This is a genomic window from Pseudorhodoferax sp. LjRoot39 (genome assembly GCF_964253035.1).
Taxonomy (GTDB): domain Bacteria; phylum Pseudomonadota; class Gammaproteobacteria; order Burkholderiales; family Burkholderiaceae_C; genus Pseudorhodoferax.
The window spans coordinates 4,020,615-4,043,653 of the sequence record NZ_CAXUQL020000001.1; the positions used below are offsets into that span (position 1 = coordinate 4,020,615).

The following is a 23,039-nucleotide window of genomic DNA, read 5'->3' on the forward strand; positions in this document are numbered from 1 at the left end:
GGCGTCAACGCCCGGTGTGCGGTGCCGACGGCGTGCCCGGCACGCCGAAGCGGTGCCAGGCCCGGCGCAGCTGCGTGTCCGACGCGAAGCCCGCCATCTCGGCGGCCCGCGCCACGTCCAGCCCGCTTTGCAGCGCACGCTGCGCCACTGCCAGGCGGATGCGGCGCAGGTAGTCCAGCGGCGCCACCTGCGCATGCAGCATGAACAGCCGCGTGAGGTGGCGCGGCGAGACATGGGCCACGCCCGCCATGCGCGGCACGCTCCAGGCGGCTTGCGGCTGTTCGCTCACCGCGTCCTGCACGCGGTGCAGCGCCGGGTGCAGGTGGCCACGGTGCGCCAGCATGGGCGAGAGCTCAGGGTCGTGCGGCCCGCGCCGCAGCGCCACCACCATGGTCTGCGCCACTTGTGCGGCGATGGCCTCGCCGCAGACCTCGGCGATGCGGTGCAGCACGAGGTCGATGCCGGTGGTCACGCCGGCGCTGCTCCAGATGGGCGCGTCTTCGACGAAGACGCGGTTGTCCACCACTTCGCAGGCCGGCTCTGCCGCGCGCAACTCGTCCAGGTGGTGGTGGTGTGTGGTCACGCGGTGGCCGCGCAGCAGGCCGGCGTGCGCGGCCAGCAAGGTGCCGGCGCAGATGGTCACGAGTTCCAGCTGCCCTTGCGCCGGCCGCAGGCCGCGCAGCCAGTGCAGCAGCGCGCGGGCTGGCGCATTGTCGACGGCGATGTGCCGGCCCGGCATGCCGACCAGCACCAGCCAGGTGTGGGCTGCGATATCGGCCGGCAAGGCACTGTCCAGCGGCAGCAGGCCGGCGATCTGCGCGCCGACGGAGGACTCCGTCTCGGCCAGCGGCCCGGCGAAGTGCAGCACGAAGCGCTCGGCGCGGCCCTGCGCGTGCAGGCACTGGTTGGCGATGCGCAAGGCCTCGGCCGGGCCGGCCCAGTCCAGGATCAGGCTGCCGGGCAGCAGCGCGAAGACCACGTGGATGGGCGGTTCCCCGGTCACGGCGTCTGCTGCCAGGCGTAGTCCATCTGCCGCGCCGTGCGCTCGGCCAGGGCAGGGCTGGTCAGGCGTGCGACGAGGTGCAGGCTCAGGTCCAGCCCGGCGCTGATGCCGGCGCTGGTCCACAGGCGGCCGGCCGCGTCGTGCGCGACCCAGCGCGGGCCGCCTTGCACCTGGAGGTCCGGGAAGGCGCGGCGCAGGTCGTCCAGGTCCTCCCAGTGCGTGGTGACCGGTTCTTCGCCCCCGAGCACGCCGGCCTGGGCGAGCAGGAAGGCACCCGTACAGACCGAGGCCACGGTGCCGGCCTGCGCCGCAGCCTGCGCGATCCAGGCCACGGTGGCGGGGCAGGCCAGCGCGCCATCGACCACGCCGCCGGGCACGATCAGCAGGTCGCTGGCCGGGGCGCTGGCGAAGTCGGCGTCGGGCAGCACGCGCAGACCGGCGCGGGCCCGCACGGGGGCCAGGTCGCGCGCGATGCAGCGCACCGCGAACGGGGCCGGCTGGCCCGGGTGCAGCCGCGCGTGCATGCGCACGGCCGTGGTGAAGACCTCGTAGGGGCCGGCGAAGTCCAGCGCCTCGACCTCGTCGAACACCAGGATGCCGACGTTCAGCATGCGGCGCCCTCCAGCCGGGCGATGGCCGCGTCGACGCCGACGACCTGCGCAAAGCGGTCCTGCAGCACCGTGGCGGTGCGCGTGCGGATGTCGGCCGCGCAGAGCACGGAGCCGTCGGCGTTGCGCATGTCCCAGGTCAGCGTGGCCTCGGCGCAGAAGTCGACGGCCCAGCCCAGATCGGACGCATGGCGGGCGGTGGTCTCGCAGCATTGCTCGGTGCGGATGCCGCTGATGAGCAGGCGGGCGATGCCCTGCTGCGTCAGCCAGACCTCCAGGCCCGTGCCCACCAGCGCGCTGTGGCGGCTCTTGTGGAAGCTGGCGGCCGGCGTGAAGGCGGCCAGGCCCTCGATGGGCCGCACATGGCCCGAGGCCAGCGCGAACGGGTTGTCGGCCGTCTGCGGGCCAGCCACGTGCAGCACGCGCACGATGGGCACGCCGCGCTGCTGGCATGCCGCGATCAGTGCGTTCTGTGCGGTGAGCCAGGCCGCCAGCGTGGCCGGATCGTAGAACGGGCGGTGGCGGAACGACTCCTGGGCATCGATCAGAATCAGACAGGCCTTCATGGTGTGCTCCGTGGCGATGGGATGGCGCAATTCTTCCCTGTGGAAAGGGTGTGCGCCATGGCACCACGGACGAGATTCGATCAGATCAGGACATCATGCTATCGCTGTCGTCGAGATCGGCCAGCGTGCCCGCGCGCACCGGCACGAGCGGCGGGCGGGGGGCCGGAGGCGTCCAGCCGAACAGCACCTGCGCGGCCGCGCCGCAGACGCGGCCCTGGCAGGCGCCCATGCCGCAGCGCGCCTGCAGCTTGGCCTCGGTCCAGTCGGCGCAGCCGGTCAGTGCGGCCAGCGGCACGTCCTCGCAGCGGCACAGCAGCGTCTCGGGCGTGGCCAGCTGGCGCAGCGGCGCGCCGAGCGCAAAGCGCTGGAGCAGCCGCTCGGCGAAGCGGTCCCAGTGCGCGAGCACGGGGCGCAGCGTCTGGGCCTGCCGGTTCTGCCCGACCGCGGCATGGCCGGCGATGGCACCCTGCACGAGCGCACGTTCGCTGCCGCCCACGCCCGTGCACTCGCCGGCCGCATGGATGCGGGGCCGGCTCGTGGCCTGCCAGTCGTCCACGGCCAGCGCGGGCAGGCCGTGGCGGAGGGCGGTGGCGCAGCCCAGCAGGCGGCCGAGCTCGGTGTTGGGCACCAGGCCGAAGCCGCAGGCCAGACGCTCGCAGGCGATCTCCTCGCTGCGGCCACGCGGGCCCTGCAGGCGCACGGCCTGCAGCTGGCCGTCGCCGAGCGCGGCCGTGACATGCCAGCCCGCGCGGTAGCCGGCGCCGCGCAGTCCGAGCCCCAGCCCCAGCCCCAGTGCCTGCCAGGCCTTGCCGGGCCAGCGCGGCAGGCCCAGCGCGAAGCGGGCCAGCGCCGGCCACGCCGCCTGCTCGGCCACGCGCAGCACCTGGGCGCCGGCCTGGCGCGCCGTGGCCGCCGCGGCCAGCAGCAGCGGCCCGCTGCCGGCGACGACGATGCGCTCGCCGGCCACGGGCATGCCGGCCTTGACCAGCGCCTGCAGGCCGCCGGCACCGGTCACGCCGGGCAGGGTCCAGCCCGGCAAGGGCAGCAGCAGTTCGCGTGCACCCGTGGCCAGCACGAGCGTGCCCCAGCGCAGCCGCCAGGCCTGCTCGGCGTCTTCGAGCAGCAGTTCGTCGTCTGCCGTGGCGGCCACCACGCGCACGCCGCCGTGCAGGCGCAGCGCGGCATGGGCCTGCACACGTGCGCGCAACTGGCGCGCCAGGGCCGGCAGCTGCACGCCTGGGCCATCGCGCCAGATCTGGCCGCCGGGGGCCGGGTTGTCGTCGAGCAGCACGGTGCGTGCGCCGCTGGCGGCCGCGGCATCGGCCGCCGCGAGCCCGGCCGGGCCGGCGCCGACGATGGCCACGTCGCAATGCTCGGTCCTCATGGCGCGGTGCCCGTGGCGATCTGCATGCCGGCGGCCACCAGGGTCTGGCAGGCCAGCCGGCGCCGGCCGTCGATGGCGACGCGGCATTCCTGGCACACGCCCATGCCGCAGACCGGTGCGCGCAGCGCGCCGCCCACGCTGCGTCGCGTGACCCCTGCGCCGGCGTGGCGCAGCGCGGCGGCGACCGAGATGCCGACCGGCACCTCGACCGGCTGGCCGTCGACCCAGAGGGCGATGCGCGCCGTCATGCGCCGGCTCCGAGCAGGCGGGCAGGGGCGTAGGGCAGGGGATCGAGCGAAGGGACTGCACCCGTGACGAGCGCGGCCAGCAGCGCCGCGCTGGCCGGTGCGGTGGTCACGCCCAGGCCTTCGTGGCCCAGGGCCAGCCACAGGCCCGCGTGGCGCGGGTGCGCGCCCAGCAAGGGCAGGCCGTCGGCGGTGGCGGCGCGCAGGCCGGTCCAGCTGCGGATCGCGTTGAGGTCCGCCAGCCCCGGCAGGTAGTCGATCGCCCGGCGCAGCATGCGCGCGAGCATGGCCGGCTCGACGGCCGTATCGACCGTGTCGAACTGGCGCGAGGAGCCGACCAGCAGCTGGCCCGTGGGCCGCGCCTGCACGTTGAAGGCCACCGAGTCGCCCTCGGCATGGTGGGCGCTCTTGACGTAGCCGAGCTCCACCAGCTGGTGCTGCACCGTGCCGGGGTAGCGGTCGGTGATGAGCAGATGGCCTTTCTTGGGCCGCAGCGCGATGTCTGCGCACAGCGTGGCCGCGTGCAGGCCGCAGGCCAGCAGCCGGTGCGGCGCACGGCGCCGGCTGCCATCGGCCAGCTGCACGGCGTCGCCGGCCAGCGCGACGGCGCGCGCGCGTTCGCGGCGCAGGCGCGGGCCAGCCTCGCGCAGCAGCCAGGCGGCCGCGGCGGGTGCGTAGACCAGGCCATCGCCCGGCACCTGCAGGGCGCCCAGCAGGCCGGGCCGCAGCGCAGGTTCGGCCGTGCCCAGGGCCTTGGCGTCGAGCCAGCGGCTGACCACGCCTGCGCCCGCCAGGCGGGCCTGCTTGCGCTCGGCCTCGGCTGCCTCCTCGGCGTCGGCGGCGATCCACAGCGTGCCGCAGGCGCGCGCCTCGCAGGCCGCGGGCAGCCGCGGCGCCCAGTCGCGCCACTGCGCGAGCGAGGCGCTGCTCAGCGCGAGTTCGGCCGGGTTGTCGTCCATGGCGACCAGGTGGCCCATGCCAGCGGCCGTGGCACCGGGCTGGCCGTCGTCGAGCACCAGCACGTCCAGGCCCGCGGCGGCCAGTGCCTGGGCGCAGGCGGCGCCGACGATGCCGGCGCCGATCACGATGCAGTCGGCGTCCACGGCCGGTTCAGGGGTGGATTCCCCAGGCAAAGGGGTCGTCGTCCTCGATCAGCAGCGTGGCCTCGGCGCTCAGGTGGGCGCGGCCGCGGATGGTGGGGATGACCTGGCCGGCCTCGCCGGGTTCGTAGCTGGCCTCGAACTGGCTGCCGATCACGCTGGCCTGGCGCCAGACCTGGCCGGGGGCGAGCTTGCCGTCGGCCGCCAGGCAGGCGACCTTGGCGCTGGTGCCGGTGCCGCAGGGCGAGCGGTCGTAGGCGTTGCCGGGGCACAGCACGAAGTTGCGGCTGTCGGCATCGGGGTCGTTGGCGAACAGCTCGATGTGGTCGATCTCGGCGCCATCGGTGCCCGTGATGCCCTGGGCCGCGAGTGCCTGGCGCAGCGCGGCCGCATAGGCCGTCAGCGCCGCCAGGTTGCCACCGTCCACGCGCTGGCCATGCTCGGCCACGAGGAAGAACCAGTTGCCGCCCCAGGCCACGTCGCCCAGCACGCGGCCGTGGCCGGGCAGGTCGACCGCCACCTGCTTGTGCAGCCGGTAGGCAGGCACGTTGCGCACGCTGACGCTGCCGTCGGCATGCAAGGTGGCCGTGACGGTGCCCACGGGCGTCTCGATGCGGTGCGCGCCGGGCTGGATGCGGCCCAGGTGCGCCAGCGTGGCGACCAGGCCGATGGTGCCGTGGCCGCACATGCCCAGGTAGCCCGTGTTGTTGAAGAACACCACGCCAGCGGCGGCCGTGGTGTCCTGCGGTTCGCACAGCAGCGCGCCTACCACCACGTCGCTGCCGCGCGGCTCCAGCACGGTGGCCGCGCGCCACTTGTCGTGCTCGGCCGCCAGCAGCGCGCGCCGCTCGGCCATGCTGCCGCGGCCCAGGTCGGGAAAGCCGGCCAGCACCACGCGCGTGGGTTCGCCGCCGGTGTGGGAGTCGATGACTTCGATGCGGTGCATGTCGATCCTTCCTGGCTGCCGTGGTTCCGCGGCGCCGTTTGCACTTTCACAGCATCCCCTTGCCTGCCAATGCGCCGAAGGCCGCGGAGCAGGCCATGCCGGCAACATCCGTGGGGCTGGCTCTGCCAGACCGCAGGATGTGCCCCCTCGAGGGGGAGCGGCGCGCGCAGCCCGCCGCTCGGGGGTGGGCTAATAGCTCGCCAGCGGGGACATTTTCCCGCCCTTGAAGGTCGACACCGTCACCGGCGCCTTCTGCAGGTTGCCCTGTGCGTCGTAGGCATAGCTGGCCGCCACGCCCTGGTGGCTGTTCTTGTGCAGGTAGTCCGAGACCTTGCCCGGGTCGGTGCTGCCGGCCTTGGCCATGGCTTCGCCCAGGAACATGGTCTGGTCGTAGTAGGCGGGCGCGTAGGCGTCGGCGTCCTGGTTGAAGCGGGCCTTGTACTTGGTGCGGAAGGCCGCGGCCGGGCTGCCGTCCTTGACCATGGCGCCGGCCTGGGCGCAGTAGACGGTGTCGTTGACCGCTTCGCCGCCGAGCTTGCCCATCTCCGGGCTGCACAGCGTGTCGCCGCCCAGCAGCTTGGCGGGAATGGCCAGGCGCTTCATCTGCTGCGTCATGGGCGCGGCCTGCGGTGCGTAGCCGCCGTAGAAGATCACGTCGGGCGCCTTGCCCTTGAGGTTGGTCAGGATGGCCGAGAAGTCGGTCGCCTTGTCGGTCGTGAACTCCTTGCCGACCACGGTGAGGCCCTGCTTCTCGGCCTCCTTGACGAACTCGTCGGCCAGGCCCTGGCCGAAGGCCGTGCGGTCGTCGATCACGCCGACCTTCTTGACCTTGAGCACCTGGGCCGCGTAGACGGCCATGGACGAGCCGATCTGGTTGTCGCTGGCGATGATGCGAAACAGGTTCTTGTAGCCACCCTGCGTGACCTTGGGGTTGGTGCCCACGGTGGACATCACCACGTCGCCACCGTCGTAGACGCGCGAGGCCGGGATCGCCACGCCCGAGCAGTACGGGCCGAGCACGAACTTCACATTGCTGTCGACGAACTTCTGCGCCACGCTCACGCCCTGCTTGGGGTCGCACTGGTCGTCCTCGGACGCGAGCTCGAACTTCAGCGTCTTGCCGCCCACGCTGATCTTCTTCGCGTTGAGTTCCTCGATGGCCAGGCGCACGCCGTTCTCGTTGTCCTTGCCGGCGTAGGCGTTGGGGCCGGACAGCGGGCCGCTGTGGCCGATCTTGACGACCTGCTCCTGGGCCAGCGCGGGGCCGGCCAGGGCCAAGGAGGCGAGAGCGCACAGGGCAGTGGGATGAAATGCGAAACGCATGGTGGTGTCTCCGTCGGATGCAAGGGTGAACGCCCGAGCGGGAGGTACCGCGCCGGGCCGCCGCCATCCTACTGCTGTGTACCCGGCTGCGGGTTTTCGCGGGGATGTATGCATCTGCTCCGACGGCAACGCCGGTGGCGTGCTCAGGGTGCGACCGGCAGCTGCACCTTGTTCAGCGCATGGCTGCTCGGCGTCCACCAGCCCTTGGCCAGCTCCTGGGCGAGCAATGCCTTCAGGATGGTGTTGACGCGGCGTGCCGCGCGCGACAGCGGCCGTCCGCTCGTATGGGCAATGGACACGCGCCGGTCGATGGTCGGCCGGACGATGCGCGCCGTGACGAGCGCGCCCGCGGCCGGCTCGTTCTGCACCGCGGCGAGCGACAGGATGGTGAAGCATCCGGTGCGGCGCACCATCTCCTTGAGCTGCTCGGCGGGCGCGTCGAGCTCGGCCACCATCTGCAGGCCGATGCCGATGCGGTCCAGCGCGGCGTCGACCACCGTGCGCAGCCCATGCTCGCGCCCGGGCAGCACCATGGGCAGGCCAGCCAGCCGGCTGGCCGGCACCTGCGCATCGGCGTCGAGCAGGCCGTGCAGTTCCTGCGGGCTGCGTGCCGCCAGGTAGAGGTTCTCGTCGAGCACCCACTCCAGGTCCAGCCCCGGCACGCTGGAGGTGGCGTAGACCAGGCCCAGGTCGACAGTGCCGTCCGGCAGCCAGCGCGCGATGTGGCCCGACAGGCCCGAGACCACGCGCAGCTGCACGTTGGGCATCTCGCGCTGCACGGTCTGCACCAGCGGCACCGTGAGCAGCGCCGTGAGCGAGCCCGGGATGCCCACCGCCACGCGGCCGACCTCGGCCGACTGGTGCACGCGCATGCTCGAGGTCGCCGTCTCCACCGCATCGAGCACGGTGCGCGCATGCACGAGGAAGTCACGGCCCTCGGGCGTGAGGATGGCGCCGTCGAAGCGGCGTTCGAACAGCTGCACGCCGAGCTCTTCTTCCAGCAACTTGATTTGCGCGCTGACCGAGGGCTGCGAGATGTGCAGCACCTGCGCGGCTTGCAGGAAGGAGTGCTGCTCGGCGATGGCGACGAAGTACCTGAACTGCTTGAGGTTCACCGTGGGATCTCGGGGCGCTGGGAGAGGGCGCGCAGTATCAGGCCATCCGGTCGAGTTCGGCCAGGATCTCGGCCGTGTGCTCGCCCAGGCGCGGGGCCGGACGCGTGAAGTGGCCCGGACTTTCGGACAGCCGCGGCACGATGTTGTGCATGGGGATGCTGCCCAGCTCGCGGTCCTCTACATGCACGATGGCCTGGCGGCCGGTCACGAAGGGGTGGTCCATGAGGTCGGCCACCGAGCACACCGGCCCGACCGTGACGCCGGCGGCCTCGAACGCGTCCAGGTTGTCTTGTTGGCTGCGTACGCCGATGAAGGCCGCGATGATCGCGTCCAGCGTTTCGCGGTGGGCTACGCGCGCACCGTTGGTCGCGAAGCGCGGATCGTCCTTGAGCTCCGGCCGGCCAATGGTGTCCAGGATGCGCATGGCCATGGACTGCATGGAGCCCGACAGCGCGACGTACTTGCCGTCGGCGCAGGCGTAGATGTTGCGCGGCGCGGTGTGGGTGGACTGGTTGCCCGAACGCATGGTGGGCACGCCGGTGAGCTGGTACTTGGCCGCCTCGGAGGCGATGACCGAGAAGATTGGTTCGAACAGCGACAGGTCGATCACCTGGCCGCGGCCCTCGCGCTCGGCCACACGCAGGGCGGTCAGCACACCGGCGGCGCCGTAGACGCCGGCGATCATGTCGGCCAGCGCCAGCGGCGGCAGCACGGGCGGCCGGTCGGGATAGCCGTTCAGGTGCGCGAAGCCCGACATGGCTTCCACCAGCGTGCCGAAGCCGGGCTTGTGGTGGAAGGGCCCGGTCTGCCCCCAGCCGGAGATGCGCACGACCACCAGCGCCGGGTTCAGCGCCAGCAGCGCCTCGGGCGCCAGGCCCATGCGCTCCAGAGCGCCGGGCACGAAGTTCTCGATGAAGACCTGCGAATGCCGCACCAGCTTGCGCAGCTGCGCCAGCCCGGGCTCGGTCTTGAGGTCGAGCACCAGCGAACGCTTGTTGCGGCCGTAGACCTTCCAGTAGATGTCCTGGTCTTCCTCGCGCCAGCTGCGCAGGTCGTCGCCCGCGCCCTCGCGTTCCACCTTGATGACATCGGCGCCGAAGTCGGCCAGGTACACGCTCAGCATGTTGCCGGCCACCAGGCGCGACAGGTCGAGCACGCGCACGCCGTGCAGCGGGCCGTGCGCGTTGGAGTTGAATCGTTGCATCGCTCCGCCCTCAGCCTAGACCAGGATCACCGGCTTGATTTCCTGCATGTTCTTCATGCGCTCCAGCGCGGTGTTCACCTCGTCCAGCTTGTAGCGGCCGGTGATCATCTTGTGGAACGGGAAGTCGTCGATGTGGGTGGCGATGAAGTCCAGCGCCAGCGCATAACTGCGCGCATCGCCCGAAAACGAGCCGATCACGTGGATGTTCTTCTTGACGATGAGCGAGGGCGCGAACTCGGTCTTGCCTTCGCCGAGCTGGCCCACGATCAGGTAGCGCGCGCCCTTGCGGCACAGGTGCAGGCCCTCGACGAAGGCGGCCGGCACGCCGGTGAACTCCAGCACGATGTCGGCGCCGCGCCCGCCGGTGTGCGATTGCACGATCTCCAGGCGTTCCTGCGCGGTCGTGCCTTCCACCGGGATGCACAGGTCCGCACCGAACTCGCGCGCCAGTTCCAGCCGCGCCGCGGGCGCGCCGATCACGATCACCTTGCGCGCGCCGCGCACCTTGGCGTTGGCCGTGGCCAAGAGGCCCAGCGGCCCGGCCCCCTGCACGACCACCACCTCGCTGGGGTCGATCTCGCCGAGCTGCGACATGGCGTTCATGACCGAGCGCAGCGCGCAGCTGGACAGGCTGGCCAGCTCGTTGGGCACCTTGTCCGGCACCTTGAGGCGGCCGGACTGCGGCAGCACGTAGCCGTACTCGGAGAAGCCGCCCAGCAGGTAGGGCGGCTGCTCCATGTTCTCGTACATGTAGGCGCGCCGGTTCATGCACAGCGTGGGTTGGCGCACCGTGGTGCAGAAGAAGCAGCTGCCGCAGGCGGTGTGGGTGTAGAGCACGCGGTCGCCGGTGCGCAGCGGGTTGCCCACCGAATCGCTGGCCGCGCCGAAGCCGAGCTTCAGCACGCTGCCCACCATCTCGTGGCCGATGATCACGGGCAGGTTGACCGTGAGCGACAGCGAGCCCTGCCACAGGTGCACGTCGGTGCCGCAGATGGAGCAGGCCTCGATCTTGACCAGCGCGGCGCCGGGCTCGACATCGCGCGGGATCGGCACGTTCTCGATCTGCAGCGGTTCCTTGAACTGGCGCAGCACCGCGGCGCGGGAGAATTCCGGAATGTTCGTCATGGTGGGTGTTCAGAAGAAGTAGCGGTACCAGAGGGACAGCTGGGGCACGTAGGTGATGGCGGCCATCACCACCAGCACGGCGGCCAGGAACCAGCCCAGGTGCCGCAGCAGGCTGACCAGGTCGGCGTTGTTGGTGCGCGCGGCCACGTACAGGTTGGCGGCCATGGGCGGCGTGAGCAGGCCGATCTCGATGTTGGTGACCAGGATGATCGCGAAGTGCACCGGGTCGATGCCGAACTTGGCGGCGGCCGGCGCCAGCAGCGGGCCCATCAGCAAGGTGGCGGCATTGGTCTCCATGAACATGCCGATCAGTAGCAGCACCAGGTTCACGGCCAGTAGGAACACCAGCGGGCTGTCGGTCAGCGTGGTGGCGTGGCTGGCGATGGCCTGCGGGATCTGCTCCAGCACCATGGCGCGGTTGAAGATGCTGGTAAAGCCGATGATCACGAGGATGGCGGCCGACGACAGCGCGGCGCGGCCGAAGATGCCGTCCAGCTCGCCAAAGCGTGTCATGCGGCCGAGCACCGTGACCAGCAGCGCGTACAGCGCTGCCACGGCGGCCGCCTCGGTCGGTGTGAACACGCCCGAGTAGATGCCGCCGAGCACGAGCACCGGCAGCAGCAGCGCCGGCGCCGAGCGCACCAGCACCGCGCCGACCGAGCGCCGCACCATCAGCCCGTCCGCCCGGGTGTGCGTGGCCGACTGCGCGGGCGCCGCCGTCTCCTGCCCGCCCGGCAGCACGCGGCGCGACAGCCGGGAGTGCACGAAGGCGAGCGCGAGCATCATCACGACGCCTGGCATCACCGATGCCAGGAACAGCTGCGTGATCGACACCCCGACAATGGAGCCGTACAGGATCAGCGGGATGGACGGCGGGATCAGCACGCCGAGCAGCCCGGCCGAGGCGTTCAGCGCCGCGGTGTAGCCGACCGGGTAGCCGCGCCGCGCCATCTCGCGGCCCACGGTGCCGCCGATGGCCGCCACCGTGGCGACCGACGAGCCCGTGATGGCGCCCATCAGCGCGCTGGCCAGCACCATCACATGGCCCAGCGGCGCGCGCAGCCAGCCCAGCAGGATGTCGCAGACGGCGGTGAGCTGGCGGATCAGGCCGCCGCGGTTCATGAGTTCGCCGCCGAGCAGGAACAGCGGGATGGCCAGCAGCGGGAAGCTGGAGACCGTGTCGTAGGGGATGGCCGCGAGCGAGGGCAGGTCGATGTTCCAGGCCTCGGCGCGGACCATCACGAGCAGCGCGAAGGCCACCCCAACGGGCACGCCGAAGACCAGAAGCGCGAGCAGGGCGAGCGCGATCATGCTGTGTGTCCCTCGGTGGGCGAGGTGCGGGGCAGGTACTTCATGCCAGCGACTCCTCGCGGATGGCCGGCTGGTTCTGGAGCACGCGCCACAGCTCGATGGCCGCGTGCACCAGCATCAGCACCATGCCCGCCATGACGAAGAACACCGGCACCCAGACGGGCGTGCCCATGTCCAGCATGCGCTCGCCGGACTGCCGCACGTCGAGGAAGAACAGCATGCCGATCCAGGCATAGACGCCGGCGAACCCCAGCAGGCACAGTGCGACGGCGCCGCGTGCTGCGCGCCGCACGCCGGGCTGCGGCAGCAGCTTGACCACGTCGACCGCGATGTGCGATTGCGCGTAGGTGCACATGGCCGCGCCGACGAAGGTCAGCGGCGACATCGCCACGATGGCCCATTCGGCCACGTTCGGCAGGCCCAGGTTGAAGTAGCGCACGGCCACGCTGAGCGAGACCGTGAGCAGCATGGCCAGCAGGCTCAGCATGCAGACCCAGCGCTCGGCGCGGAACAGGCGGTATTCGAACCGGTCCAGGCCGCCCGCCAGGGGCGGCGCGCCCGGCGCCATCGATGCGCTGGGTGTCATGGCTTGCGCAGCTTAGCCACTTCCTCGCGCAGCGCCTTGATGCGCTCGGCGCCGTAGACGGGGGCCAGCTTGTCCCACAGCGCCTCGCCCGTGCGCTGAAAGCCCACCATCGCTTCGACCGAGGGCACCGTCACGCGCACGCCGCCCTCGCCGATGCGCTTGAGGAAGCTAGCGTTGAGCTCGCGGTTCTTCTGGATCTGCTGCTTCGCCACTTCGGCGGCGGTGTCCTGCAGGATCTTCTTCTGCTCGGCGCTCAGGCGGCCCCACAGCCGTTCGCTGGCGGTGATCGCGCCCATGGCGTAGACGTGGTTGGTCGTCGTCATGAACTTCTGGGCTTCGAACAAGCGCGAGTTGAAGGTGATGCTGGCGCCGTTGTCCTGGCCGTCCACCGTGCCCTGCTGCAGGGCCGTGAACAGCTCGGGGAAGGGCATGGCCACGGCCTGCGCGCCGGCCGCCTCGAAGAAGCCCTTGATGCCGGCCGAGCCCGGCACGCGCAGCTTCAAACCCTTGAGGTCGGCCACCGTCTCGACCGCCTGCCTGGAGTTGGTGACGGCGCGGAACTCCAGCTCGAAGAAGCCCAGCGCCTGCATGCGGTGCTTGGCCATGGTGGCGCGCAGCGTGGTCTGCAGCACCCCCTGCGGGTTGTAGAAGAGCGCGTCGGCCTCCTGGAAGCTGGTGGCGATGTAGGGCAGGTAGTGGATGTCCAGCAGCGGGTCCAGCCCGGCCAGCGAGCCGGGGTTCAGGAAGGCCAGGTCGAGCGAGCCGCGCGAGAGCTCGCGCGCCAGCGCCTCGTCACCGCCGAGCTGGCTGTTGGGGAACAGCGCGATGGCGATCTCGCCCTTGGTCCGCTCGGCCACCAGCCGCGCGAAGTCCTTGCTGGCTTCGTCCACCGGGCTGTTGACGGCGAACACATGGCCGAGCCGGATCTTCATCTCGGCGGCGGCGGTGCCGGCCAGGGCTAGCGTGGCGAGCGTGGCGACGGTCAAGGTGGCGGCGGCGCGCTGCGCCCACCGCAGCAGGTCTGCGTGGTTCTTCATCGATGTCTCCGTTGTGTTGCTTTGTCTCTCGCCGGGCGCGCGGCCCGGCCCGTCCGCGGCGTTCAGCCGTGGTTCATCACGATGGTCTTGGCCACCGTGTATTCGCGTAGCGCCTCGAACCCCTTCTCGCGGCCGTGGCCGCTGCGCTTGAAGCCGCCGAAGGGCAGCTCGATGCCACCGCCTGCGCCATAGCCGTTGAGGTAGACCTGCCCCACGCGCAGCTTCTTGGCCACGCGGATCTGGCGCGCGCCGTTCTCGGTCCACACGCCGGCGATGAGGCCGTACTCGGTGCCATTGGCGATGCGCAGCGCGTCGTTCTCGTCGTCGAACGGGATCACCACCAGAACCGGGCCGAACACCTCCTCGTACGCCAGCTCATGGTCCAGCGGCACCGGGCCGAGCAGCGTGGGCTTGACGAAGAAGCCGCTGCGCGCGGCGCGCTCGTCCAGCCGGCCTTCGCCGATCACGGGGATGCCGTCCTGGCGGGCGCGCTCGAGGAAGCCGGCCACGCGTTCGTGCTGCACCTTGCTAATGACGGGGCCGCAGTCCAGGTCGGCCTCGTGCGGGCCCACGCGCACCGCGTTCATGCGCGCGGCCAGCGCAGCCACCACCTTCTCGTAGATGGAGCGCTGCACCAGCACGCGGCTGCCGGCCGAGCAGGTCTGGCCGGCGTTCTGGATGATGGCGTTGATGACCACGGGCAGGGCCTTGTCGAGGTCGGCATCCTCGAACACCAGCTGGGGCGACTTGCCGCCCAGTTCCAGCACGCAGGGCACGTGGTTGTCGGCGGCCGATTTTTGGATCAACGTGCCGACCTCGGGCGAACCCGTGAACGACAGGAAGTCGATGCCCTTGTGGCTGGACAGCGCCGCGCCGGCCTCTTCGCCGTAGCCCGTGACCAGGTTGATGGCGCCGGCCGGGAAGCCGACCTCGGCCGCCAGCTGCGTGAGCCGCACGATGCTGAGGCAGGCCTCCTCGGCGGGCTTGAGCACGGTGGCGTTGCCGGTGGCCAGCGCCGCGCCCAGCGTGCGGCCGAACATCTGCGCCGGGTAGTTCCAGGGAATGATGTGGCCGGTGACGCCGCGCGGCTCGCGCACGATCATGACCTGGTAGCCGTCCAGGAAGGGGATGGTGTCGCCGTGCACCTTGTCGGCGCCGCCGCCGTAGTACTCGAAGTAGCGAGCCGTGGCCAGCACGTCGCTGCGGGCCAGCTTGAGCGGCTTGCCGGTGTCGTTGGCCTCCAGCTGCGCCAACTCTTCCTGGTGGGCGAGGATGGCCAGGCCCAGGCGCGACAGCAGCCGGCCTCGCTCGGTGGCGGTGGTGCGGCCCCATTCGCCGTCGAAAGCGCGGCGCGCGGCGGCCACGGCCGCGTCGATGTCCTGGGCGTTGCCGCGCGCGATCTGGCCGACGACGTGGCCGTCGCTGGGGCAGATCATCTCGATCGCTGCGTTGGAGGCCGGCCGCACCCAGTGGCCATCGATGTAGTTCAGGGGCGGCAGATCGGTCGTGAAGGGCATGGTCTCTTGTCTCGCTCGTGCAGTGGTGGCTAGTGGCTGCGGAGCGTACAAGTGGGCGGGCGGGAGCAATAAATACTATTTATCTGCAGCTGTTCAAGCGTTGGCCTATAGGGTTCTGCGCAGGTGCAGGCAAATCCGATAGCCGTTCACCGAACAAACGATTTGCCCGCCTTGCACCGCGCCGCCTACGATGCGCGCCCCTCTCTGCAAGGACCAACCGGCATGACCACCACCCGCCTGCGCTCGTTTCTCTTCGTTCCCGCGGACAGCGGCAGGCTGCTGGACAGCGCGCTGGGCAAGCCCTGCGACGTGGTCATCCTCGACGTGGAGGACGGCGTGCACGCCAGCCGCAAGGACGGCGCACGCGCCACGCTGCGCGCGGCCATCGCGCGTGGCGGCGGCCGGCAAGACGGCGGCCGTGCGCATCAACGGCGACCTGGACACGGCCGTCTCCGACCTGCGCGAGGCGGTCTGCGCGGGCCTGGGCCTGGTGCTGCTGCCCAAGGTGGAGCATGCGCGCGACGTGCAGCTGCTGTCCCAACTGGTCGGAGCGCTGGAGGCCCGCGCAGGCGTGGCGGCGGGCCAGGTGCGCTTTCTGCTGCAGATAGAGAGCGCCATCGCCCTGCCGCGGCTGTACGAGATCGCGCAGGCCGATCCGCGCACCATGGGCATGATGCTGGGCAGCGAGGATTTCTCGCTGGACTGCGGCGCGCTGCCCACGCCCGAGCTGCTCATGCAGCCCAGCCTGATGGTCCTGCACGCCGCGCGCGCCGCGCGCATCCAGCCCATCGGCTTCGTGGGCTCCATCGCCGACCTGGGCGAGGTGGCGCAGTTCACGCAGCGGCTTGAGCAGGCCCGCGCGCTGGGCTTTCGCGGCGCGGTGATCGTGCACCCCAAGTTCCTCGACGCGGTGAACGCCTGCTACACGCCGGGCCCCGCGGCGCTGCAGGAGGCGCGCGCCATCGTCGCGGCCTTCGAGGCCGGCGATGCAGAGGGGGTCGGCGCGATGAAGGTGGGCGGCAAGATGATCGACAAGCCGGTGTACCAGCGCGCGCTGGCGCTGATCGCCGAGGCGGGCTGACTGCGCAGGGGCTCAACGCCGCAGGAAAGCGCTGGGCGGTGCGCCGAACGCGCGGCGGAAGGTGGCGCTGAAGGCGCTGGGGCTGTCGTAGCCATGGGCCAGCGCGACGGCGAGCACCGAGTCGCCGGCCGCCAGCCGCGGCAGGCTCAGCAGCAGCCGCGCATGGCGGCACCAGGCGCCGAAGTTCATGCCGGTCTCGGTGAGGAACAGCCGCGCCAGCGTGCGCGGGTGCATGTGCAGCTGCTCGGCCCAGCCGGCCAGCGTGGCGTCCAGGGACGGGTCGCTCACCAGCTTGCGGCACAGCCGCGCGAGCCGGGCGTGGCGCGGCATCGGCACGTGCAGCGCCAGCGGCGGCGCGGCCTCGATCTCGTCGAGGATCAGTTGCATGAGCCGCTCCTCGGCGCCGCCGGTCGGGTAGTCCAGCGGCAGCGCCACGGCGCGCACGATCAGCTCGCGCAGCAGCGGCACGACCGCGATGACCTGGCAGCTGGACCACAGTCCGGCGCGCGCACCGGGCTCGACGAACACCGTGCGCATGGCCACGGCACTCGGTCCCATGCGGATCTGGTGCACGACGCGCGGCGGCACCCAGACCGCGCAGCCCGGCGGCACCACCCAGCTGCCGGCGGCCGCGCGCACCAGCATCACGCCCTCGGTGGCGTGCAGCAGCTGGCCGCGCCGGTGGCTGTGGGCGGCGATCTCGGCGTCCATGGCCATGTCCTGGGAATGTGCGACGACGGGGCGGGCGGTCTGCTCGCCGTGGATGGGGCGCAAGGCCGAGGCGTGGGCGATGGATGCCGAAGGTCTGGTGTGCTTGTCCATTTCGCGACGATACCTGCCCATTCGTCGTGCGATGCCCGCGCCCCATCTTCCTAGCATGGCCTCTTCTGCCATTGCTTCGAGGACATCCATGCAATTGAATCCCTGCCGCTGCGCCGCTGGAGCGCCCCGATGAACCGCACCCGGCTCGGCCTCCTGACCGGCACGCACGCCGTCAACGACCTCTACCAGGGCCTGGTGCCCGCGCTGCTGCCCTTCATGGTGGCCGAGCGCGGTTACAGCTACACGGCGGCCAGCGGCCTGGTGTTGGCGGCCACCGGCCTGTCCAGCGTGGTGCAGCCGCTGTTCGGCATCTACGCCGACCGCGCGCCGCGGCCCTGGCTGGTCCCGCTGGGCTTCGCCACCGCGGCGCTGGGCCTGGTGCTGGCGGGCCTGGCCGGCAGCTACGCCGCGACCTGGTGCGCGGCCGCGCTGTGCGGGCTCGGCATCGCGGCCTACCACCCGCCCGCCACCGTGGCGGCGCGCCAGGCCGGCGGCGGCTCGCAGAAGGCCATGAGCGTGTTCTCGGTCGGCGGCGCCTGCGGCTCGGCCTGCGCGCCGCTGCTGGCGGCCGGCGTGGTCGGCAACGGCGCGCTGCACCGCAGTTGGCTGCTCGCGCTGCCGGCGCTGGCCATGCTGGCGCTGTGGTTCCTCGCGACGCGCCGCGATGCCGTGCCTGGCGCCGGCGCGCGCCGCACGGCCGTGCAGTCTGGCGCGGCCAACGACTGGCGCGCGTTCGCGCTGCTGACAGCCGTGGTGGTGGGCTGGTCCATTCCCTATGTGACCGTGCTGTCCATGCTCTCGCTGCTGGCCACGCGCGAGCTGGGCGCCGCGCCCGTGGTCGGCGCAGGCCTGCTGACGGCCTTCACGGCGGCCGGTGCGGCCGGCACGCTGCTGGGTGGCTGGCTCGGCGACCGGCTGGGCCGCATGTGGCCGATCCGCGTCGGCTACGTGATCGCGCTGCCGACCCTGGCCGGGCTCGTGCTCGCGCCGTCGGTGGCCTGGGCCTGGCCTTGCGCGCTGGTACTGGGCGTGGCCATGTTCCTGCCGTTCGCGCCGCAGGTGACGCTGGCGCAGGACTACCTGCCACGCAACCCGGCCACGGCGAGCGGCATCACGCTGGGCCTGGCGCTGTCGGTGGGGGGCATGGCGGCGCCGCTGCTGGGCCTGCTGTCGGATGCGCAGGGGCTGCGCGCGAGCCTGGTGGCGGCGCTGTGCGTGCTGTGCCTGGGCACGGTGCTGGCGCTGCGGCTGCGCGATCGGCGCCGCGTGGCGGCCGTTTCTGGCGACCCCATCGGCTTCGGACAGACGCCCGTCTCGAAATAGGGGTTGCAAAATTGGCGTCTAAATTGACGCCAAATTCGATGCTAATTAAAATGCGAGCATTTGGGAGCACCACCGCGATGGACACCATCCTGAGCCAGCGCTCGGTCAGCGTCACCGAGCTCAAGCGCGACTACGCGCAGATCCTGCGGCAGGCCGAGGACGAGCCGGTGGCGGTGCTGAACCACAACCGCCCCGAGGCCTACCTGGTTCCTGCCGCCCACTACGAGCAGTTGCTGGCGCAGCTGGAAGACCTGCAGGACGCCAAGCTTGCCCGCGAACGCGCCGACGGTCCCTTCGTCGAAGTGGACCTGGATGCGCTATAGCCTGCGCTTCCATGAAGTGGCGCTGGCGGAGTGGCGCAAGCTCGATGGCAGCATCCGCGAGCAGCTGAAGAAGAAGCTGGCCGAGCGCCTGGTCGAACCGCGCGTGCCGTCGGCCGCCCTGTCGGGCATGCCCGATTGCTACAAGATCAAGCTGCGGCAGGCCGGCTACCGGCTCATCTACCGCGTCGACGACGAGGTGCTGTTCGTGACGGTGCTTGCCAGCGGCCAGCGCGACAAGAACCAGGCCTACGCCAGCGCGGCCAGGCGGATCGGCTGAACCTCCCGCCTCCGCACCGGTGTACGCTGACGGCCGCTCAGTTTCCCGATACGCCGTCCATGTCCCCCACCGCCACCGACTATTTCGCCGCCAACCTCGCCAACTGGAACGAGCGCGCGCACATCCATGTGCGCGACGAAACCGGCTTCTACGGCATCGACACGCTGCTGTCCGGCGGCAACCTGCTGACCCCGATCGAGGCGTCCGAGGTGGGCAACGTGGCGGGCCTGCGGCTCGCGCATCTGCAGTGCCACATCGGCACGGACAGCCTGTCCCTGGCGCGCCTGGGCGCCGATGTCACGGGGCTGGATTTCTCGCCGGCCGCCATCGCCCACGCCAGGCAGCTGGCGCAGCGCTGCGGGCTGCCGGCGCGCTTCGTCGAAGGCACGGTCTACGCCGCGCCGCAGCTGCTGGGCACGGGCTTCGACCGTGTGTTCACGACCTGGGGCACGGTCTGCTGGCTGGACGACCTGGGGGCATGGGCACGCGCCGCGGCGGCCATTCTGGCGCCTGGCGGCAAGCTCTATTTCGCCGACACGCATCCACAGGTGTTCCAGTTCGAAGCCGACGCCACCGGCCGCTTGCAGTTGCAATGGGACTTCCGCACGGACCCGGCGACGCCCCTCGCCTGGGACGAGTCCACCAGCTACGACGGGTCGCGCGCGCGGCTCCACAGCACACGCACCTACGAATGGGTGCATTCCGTGGCGGGCATCCTGAACGCCTTGATCGGCGCGGGCTTCACCATCGATTTCGTGCGCGAGCACGAGGCCCTGCCCTGGCGCCCCTATCCCGACATGGTGCAGGGGGCAGACCGCCTGTTCCGGCTGCCTGCAGGGCATGTGCGCCTGCCGCTGGCGCTGTCGATCGGCGCGACGCGCATCGGTTGAACGGCGCAGGCGCCGCACGCATGCCCTGGGCTATCCGCGCTGCAGCAGATCGCCGAACACCGTGAACTCGCCATCCATGCGGTCGCTGCCTGGCGCGTCGTACAGCACCAGCCATCCCGGCTGACCGGCCAGCAGGCCGGCGGGAAGTTCGCAGAAGGCTTCGGCCCGGTTGCTGCCGCGCCGGTGCGGCAGCGACGTGGTCTCGCCCAAGGCGTGTTCGAAGCGCACCGGCTCGGTGTTGCCGGCCAGGGTGGCCCGGGCGCCCGGCCAGGTGAACAAACGGATGTCGCCATCGAGCACCATGGTCGGCCCGGCCAGGATGTACAGGTCGTCGCCGCGGAAATGCAGGTCGCGGATGCCCAGGCCCTGCAGCTGCAGGAAGTGCTTGCGCACCAGCGTGCCGTGCGCGTCCAGCGGCCGCAGGGCCAGGTGTGCGCCGCGCGGCGCCACCGCGATCTCCAGCAGCGCCGACCAGCCGCGCAGCACCGGGCCACGCAGTCCCAGCAGCAATCGGTCTCCGTACACGGCCAGGCCTTCGATGTCCAGGCCGTTGTCCTTGCCCGGAATCTTCAGGTAGTCGGCGAAATGCGGGTCCTCGGCCAGCAGCTGGGTCAGTGGGTTGGCGCGCGCCTTGCCCTCCAGCCGCAGAGCGCGGCGGCCATCGCGGGCCTGACGCACCAGCGTGGGCGCGCCGTCGTCGCCCGGCTCGATCGGCAGGCAGGCCAGCAGCCTGCGATTGCCGTCCAGGCTCACCTTGGCCAGCCGCCTGGCGTTCTCGGCGTGGTCGCGGTCGGGCTTGGCGTTCTTGCGCTTGAGGCCATGCGAGCCCACCACCCAGAGCCAGCCATCGACCTCGGCCATGCCCTCCAGGTCGGCTTCCTCGTCGGCTGCGCCCGGCAGGTCGAGCAGGGCCGCGAGCGGAAATTCGCGCGCATCGCCGTAACGCAGGCGCTCCTGGCCGACCGGTTCAAGCCGGCGCAGGCGTTCGATGCCTGCGGCCTCGTCGCCCACCACCCAGAGCCAGTCGCCCGTGAACGCGGCGCCTGACAGGTTGGTGTGCACCAGGCCGGCGGGCGGGAATTCGAGGCGGACGGCGTTGGCGGATCGGATGTTGGGCATGGCGGTGGTCTGCGCAGAGGGGAGGGGAAGCGGGAGTCTGGCACGGCAGCGGTCAACGCATTGCCAAACGCACCGCCCACCCCGGTCGTACCCGTGCCCAGCCCAGCCATTCCCTCCACCTACCCCTCAGTGCGCCGCCTGCGCCCCTGGCCGCGCCTTGTAGAACGTCATCGGCTGCGCCTGGGCCTCGTTCAGCACGGCGCGCTTGATCTTGCCCACCACGTGCATCTCGCAGGGCTTGCAGTCGAAGCGCAGGGTCAGCTTTTCCTTGCCGTTGATCAGCGCCAGCGGCTCGGCCTTGACCTGGCCCTGCACGCCCTTGACGCCCTTGGCCTGCTTGGGGCACAGCGACAGCGAGAAGCGCACGCAGTGCTTGGTGATCATCAGCGAGACCTCGCCTTCCTCCTCGTGCGACTCGTAGGCCGCGGCGATCACCTTGACGCCGTGGCGCGCGTAGAACTGGCGGGCCTGGTCGTTGAACACGTTGGCCAGATAGGTCAGCGTGTCCTCGGGGTAGGGCACGGGAGGCTCCACCGCGGCGGCGCGCTGCGGGCGCTGGTAGGCCGACAGGCGCGCGGCCTCCAGCCGCTCGCAGGCCTCGCGGCGCAGCTGGTTCACGAGCGAGGCCGGCACGAACCAGGGCTGGGCCAGGTCGATGGCGATGTCGATGGGTGCGAAATCGGTCGCGCCGAAGCGGCCCAGGTGCTCGCGCAGGCTGGCCAGGCCGCGTGCGGCGTCGCGCGCGGGCTCGTGGGCATGGCGCGCCGTGGCCTGCGCCTGGTGGCCGTCCTCGTCGGTCAGCTGCAGCGTGAAGCCCTGCGCGGTCTGCCCGAAGTGCACCCACACGCCGATGCGGCGTTCGCTGGACTTCTTGTCCAGCATGCGCACCCAGTCCATGTCGCGGTTGCGGTTCACCTCGGTGCCCTTGCGCAGGTCGCGCAGACCGGTCAGCTCGTCCTTGGGGAACACGCGCCAGCGGTTCAGCCTGGTCGGGCTGGCCGGCTCGGCGCGGTTGACGGCCAGGCCCACCAGTTCCTTCTGCAGGTCGTAGTAGCACAGGCCGTCGCCGTTGTGCAGCAGGGTGGCGGCGTCCGTGGTCTCGATCTCCACCCAGTTCGGGCCGACCTGCGTGACCCAGCCGATCGCGCGGCCCGGGTTCTTGGGCGTGTCGAAGGCACCGATGTCCTCCTTGCGGCCGTTGACGAAGTAGTCGGTGAACTCGCGGTTGAAGTTCTGGTCCGGATCGGGCGTGAACGTGAAGCTGGTGCGGCCGCTCGACGCACGTGCCAGCGGCGCGTGCTGCGGGTCGTTCTCGCGCGCCTCGATCAGTTCGTCGATCAGCTTGCGGTAGTGCGCCGTGATGTTCTTGACGTAGGCCATGTCCTTGTAGCGGCCTTCGATCTTGAAGCTGCGGATGCCGGCATCGACCAGCGCGGCGATGTTGGCGGACTGGTTGTTGTCCTTCATCGACAGCACATGCTTGTCGTGCGCGACGAAGCGGTTCTTGGAATCCACCACCTGGTAGGGCAGGCGGCAGGCCTGCGAGCAGTCGCCGCGGTTGGCGCTGCGGCCCGTGTGCGCATGGCTGATGTAGCACTGGCCGCTGTAGGCCACGCACAGCGCGCCGTGCACGAAGAACTCCAGCTGGCTGCGCGCGGGGTCCAGCACGGCGTGGATGGCGCGGATCTGCTGCAGCGTGAGCTCGCGCGCCAGTACGATCTGGGAGAAACCGGCGTCCTGCATGAAGCGCGCCTTCTCGGGTGTGCGGATGTCGGTCTGGGTGCTGGCGTGCAGCTGGATCGGCGGCATGCCTTCGAGCTGCAACAGGCCCATGTCCTGCACGATCAGCACGTCGGCGCCGGCGTGGTACACGTCCCAGGCCATGCGGCGCGCGCCGTCGAGCTCGTCGTCGCGCAGGATGGTGTTGAGCGTGATGAAGACCTTGCTGTTGAAGCGGTGCGCGTGGCGCGCCAGCCGTTCGATGTCCTGTACCGCGTTGCCGGCCGAGGCGCGTGCGCCGAAGCCGGGGCCACCGATGTAGACGGCGTCGGCGCCGTGGTCGACGGCGGCGATGCCGATGTCGGCATCGCGGGCGGGCGCAAGCAGTTCGAGCTGGTGGGCGAGCAGGGACATG

General features: G+C 71.2%; 22 protein-coding genes and 1 pseudogene. 5 read left to right on the plus strand and 18 right to left on the minus strand.

Annotated elements, in window-relative coordinates; all coding sequences use genetic code 11:
• Positions 1-4: 4 nt before the first annotated feature.
• The 15 genes from ACSQ4M_RS18730 to ACSQ4M_RS18800 all read right to left on the minus strand — a co-directional run bounded on the left by ACSQ4M_RS18730 (position 5) and on the right by ACSQ4M_RS18800 (position 15,070).
• Positions 5-1,003: a GlxA family transcriptional regulator gene (locus tag ACSQ4M_RS18730; RefSeq protein ID WP_436190931.1), complete on the minus strand. Its 999-nt coding sequence runs from the start codon at positions 1,001-1,003 to the stop codon at positions 5-7.
• Positions 1,000-1,614: a DJ-1/PfpI family protein gene (locus ACSQ4M_RS18735; RefSeq protein WP_436190932.1), complete on the minus strand. Its 615-nt coding sequence runs from the start codon at positions 1,612-1,614 to the stop codon at positions 1,000-1,002. The genes ACSQ4M_RS18730 and ACSQ4M_RS18735 overlap by 4 nt, the downstream gene beginning before the upstream one ends.
• The gene (locus ACSQ4M_RS18740; RefSeq protein WP_436190933.1) at positions 1,608-2,177 is read right to left on the minus strand and encodes an isochorismatase family protein; all 570 of its coding nucleotides are present in this window, start codon (positions 2,175-2,177) and stop codon (positions 1,608-1,610) included. The genes ACSQ4M_RS18735 and ACSQ4M_RS18740 overlap by 7 nt, the downstream gene beginning before the upstream one ends.
• A gap of 85 nt (positions 2,178-2,262) precedes the next feature.
• Positions 2,263-3,561 carry an FAD-dependent oxidoreductase gene (locus tag ACSQ4M_RS18745; protein ID WP_436190934.1) on the minus strand — a complete coding sequence of 433 codons (1,299 nt, stop codon included), beginning with the start codon at positions 3,559-3,561 and terminating at the stop codon, positions 2,263-2,265.
• Positions 3,558-3,809, minus strand: coding sequence for a (2Fe-2S)-binding protein (locus ACSQ4M_RS18750; protein WP_436190935.1), 252 nt, complete (start codon positions 3,807-3,809; stop codon positions 3,558-3,560). The genes ACSQ4M_RS18745 and ACSQ4M_RS18750 overlap by 4 nt, the downstream gene beginning before the upstream one ends.
• Positions 3,806-4,909 (minus strand): NAD(P)/FAD-dependent oxidoreductase, encoded by a 1,104-nt coding sequence (locus ACSQ4M_RS18755; RefSeq protein WP_436190936.1) that lies wholly within the window; start codon positions 4,907-4,909, stop codon positions 3,806-3,808. Before ACSQ4M_RS18755 ends, ACSQ4M_RS18750 begins: the two co-directional genes overlap by 4 nt.
• Positions 4,910-4,916: 7 nt before the next feature.
• Positions 4,917-5,852: a 4-hydroxyproline epimerase gene (locus ACSQ4M_RS18760; RefSeq protein ID WP_436190937.1), complete on the minus strand. Its 936-nt coding sequence runs from the start codon at positions 5,850-5,852 to the stop codon at positions 4,917-4,919.
• A 189-nt stretch (positions 5,853-6,041) separates the two neighbouring features.
• Positions 6,042-7,175 (minus strand): branched-chain amino acid ABC transporter substrate-binding protein, encoded by a 1,134-nt coding sequence (locus ACSQ4M_RS18765; RefSeq protein ID WP_436190938.1) that lies wholly within the window; start codon positions 7,173-7,175, stop codon positions 6,042-6,044.
• Positions 7,176-7,318: 143 nt separating this feature from the next.
• On the minus strand, positions 7,319-8,290 hold the full coding sequence (locus ACSQ4M_RS18770; protein WP_436190939.1) for a LysR family transcriptional regulator: 972 nt from the start codon (positions 8,288-8,290) through the stop codon (positions 7,319-7,321).
• A 37-nt stretch (positions 8,291-8,327) separates the two neighbouring features.
• A complete protein-coding gene (locus ACSQ4M_RS18775; RefSeq protein WP_436190940.1) occupies positions 8,328-9,494 on the minus strand; it encodes a CaiB/BaiF CoA transferase family protein in 1,167 nt (388 codons plus the stop codon).
• Between the two features lie 15 nt (positions 9,495-9,509).
• A complete protein-coding gene (locus tag ACSQ4M_RS18780; protein ID WP_436190941.1) occupies positions 9,510-10,619 on the minus strand; it encodes a zinc-binding dehydrogenase in 1,110 nt (369 codons plus the stop codon).
• Positions 10,620-10,628: 9 nt separating this feature from the next.
• Positions 10,629-11,930 (minus strand): TRAP transporter large permease, encoded by a 1,302-nt coding sequence (locus ACSQ4M_RS18785; protein ID WP_436190942.1) that lies wholly within the window; start codon positions 11,928-11,930, stop codon positions 10,629-10,631.
• A gap of 40 nt (positions 11,931-11,970) precedes the next feature.
• Positions 11,971-12,516 carry a TRAP transporter small permease gene (locus ACSQ4M_RS18790; protein WP_436190943.1) on the minus strand — a complete coding sequence of 182 codons (546 nt, stop codon included), beginning with the start codon at positions 12,514-12,516 and terminating at the stop codon, positions 11,971-11,973.
• Positions 12,513-13,553, minus strand: a complete 1,041-nt coding sequence (locus tag ACSQ4M_RS18795; RefSeq protein WP_436190944.1) for a TRAP transporter substrate-binding protein — start codon at positions 13,551-13,553, stop codon at positions 12,513-12,515. Before ACSQ4M_RS18795 ends, ACSQ4M_RS18790 begins: the two co-directional genes overlap by 4 nt.
• 62 nt (positions 13,554-13,615) lie before the next feature.
• The gene (locus ACSQ4M_RS18800) at positions 13,616-15,070 is read right to left on the minus strand and encodes an aldehyde dehydrogenase family protein (protein WP_436190945.1); all 1,455 of its coding nucleotides are present in this window, start codon (positions 15,068-15,070) and stop codon (positions 13,616-13,618) included.
• A gap of 222 nt (positions 15,071-15,292) precedes the next feature.
• On the opposite strand from ACSQ4M_RS18800, the pseudogene ACSQ4M_RS18805 reads away from it, so the two are divergent.
• Positions 15,293-16,151: pseudogene (locus ACSQ4M_RS18805) on the plus strand (HpcH/HpaI aldolase/citrate lyase family protein).
• Positions 16,152-16,163: 12 nt separating this feature from the next.
• On the opposite strand, the gene ACSQ4M_RS18810 reads toward ACSQ4M_RS18805, so the two are convergent.
• On the minus strand, positions 16,164-16,973 hold the full coding sequence (locus ACSQ4M_RS18810) for an AraC family transcriptional regulator (protein ID WP_436190946.1): 810 nt from the start codon (positions 16,971-16,973) through the stop codon (positions 16,164-16,166).
• A gap of 129 nt (positions 16,974-17,102) precedes the next feature.
• On the opposite strand from ACSQ4M_RS18810, the gene ACSQ4M_RS18815 reads away from it, so the two are divergent.
• The 4 genes from ACSQ4M_RS18815 (at position 17,103) to ACSQ4M_RS18830 (ending at position 19,786) form a co-directional block, all read left to right on the plus strand.
• Positions 17,103-18,296, plus strand: a complete 1,194-nt coding sequence (locus ACSQ4M_RS18815) for an MFS transporter (protein WP_436190947.1) — start codon at positions 17,103-17,105, stop codon at positions 18,294-18,296.
• Between the two features lie 77 nt (positions 18,297-18,373).
• The gene (locus ACSQ4M_RS18820) at positions 18,374-18,619 is read left to right on the plus strand and encodes a type II toxin-antitoxin system Phd/YefM family antitoxin (protein WP_436190948.1); all 246 of its coding nucleotides are present in this window, start codon (positions 18,374-18,376) and stop codon (positions 18,617-18,619) included.
• Positions 18,609-18,896, plus strand: coding sequence for a type II toxin-antitoxin system RelE family toxin (locus ACSQ4M_RS18825; RefSeq protein WP_436190949.1), 288 nt, complete (start codon positions 18,609-18,611; stop codon positions 18,894-18,896). Before ACSQ4M_RS18820 ends, ACSQ4M_RS18825 begins: the two co-directional genes overlap by 11 nt.
• A gap of 59 nt (positions 18,897-18,955) precedes the next feature.
• Positions 18,956-19,786, plus strand: a complete 831-nt coding sequence (locus tag ACSQ4M_RS18830; RefSeq protein ID WP_436190950.1) for a class I SAM-dependent methyltransferase — start codon at positions 18,956-18,958, stop codon at positions 19,784-19,786.
• Positions 19,787-19,816: 30 nt separating this feature from the next.
• On the opposite strand, the gene ACSQ4M_RS18835 is transcribed toward ACSQ4M_RS18830, so the two are convergent.
• Together ACSQ4M_RS18835 and ACSQ4M_RS18840 are read right to left on the minus strand one after the other, a co-directional pair.
• Positions 19,817-20,905, minus strand: a complete 1,089-nt coding sequence (locus ACSQ4M_RS18835) for a DUF3616 domain-containing protein (RefSeq protein WP_436190951.1) — start codon at positions 20,903-20,905, stop codon at positions 19,817-19,819.
• A 126-nt stretch (positions 20,906-21,031) separates the two neighbouring features.
• On the minus strand, positions 21,032-23,038 hold the full coding sequence (locus ACSQ4M_RS18840; RefSeq protein WP_436190952.1) for a peptidase U32 family protein: 2,007 nt from the start codon (positions 23,036-23,038) through the stop codon (positions 21,032-21,034).
• Between the last annotated feature and the right edge of the window lies 1 nt (position 23,039).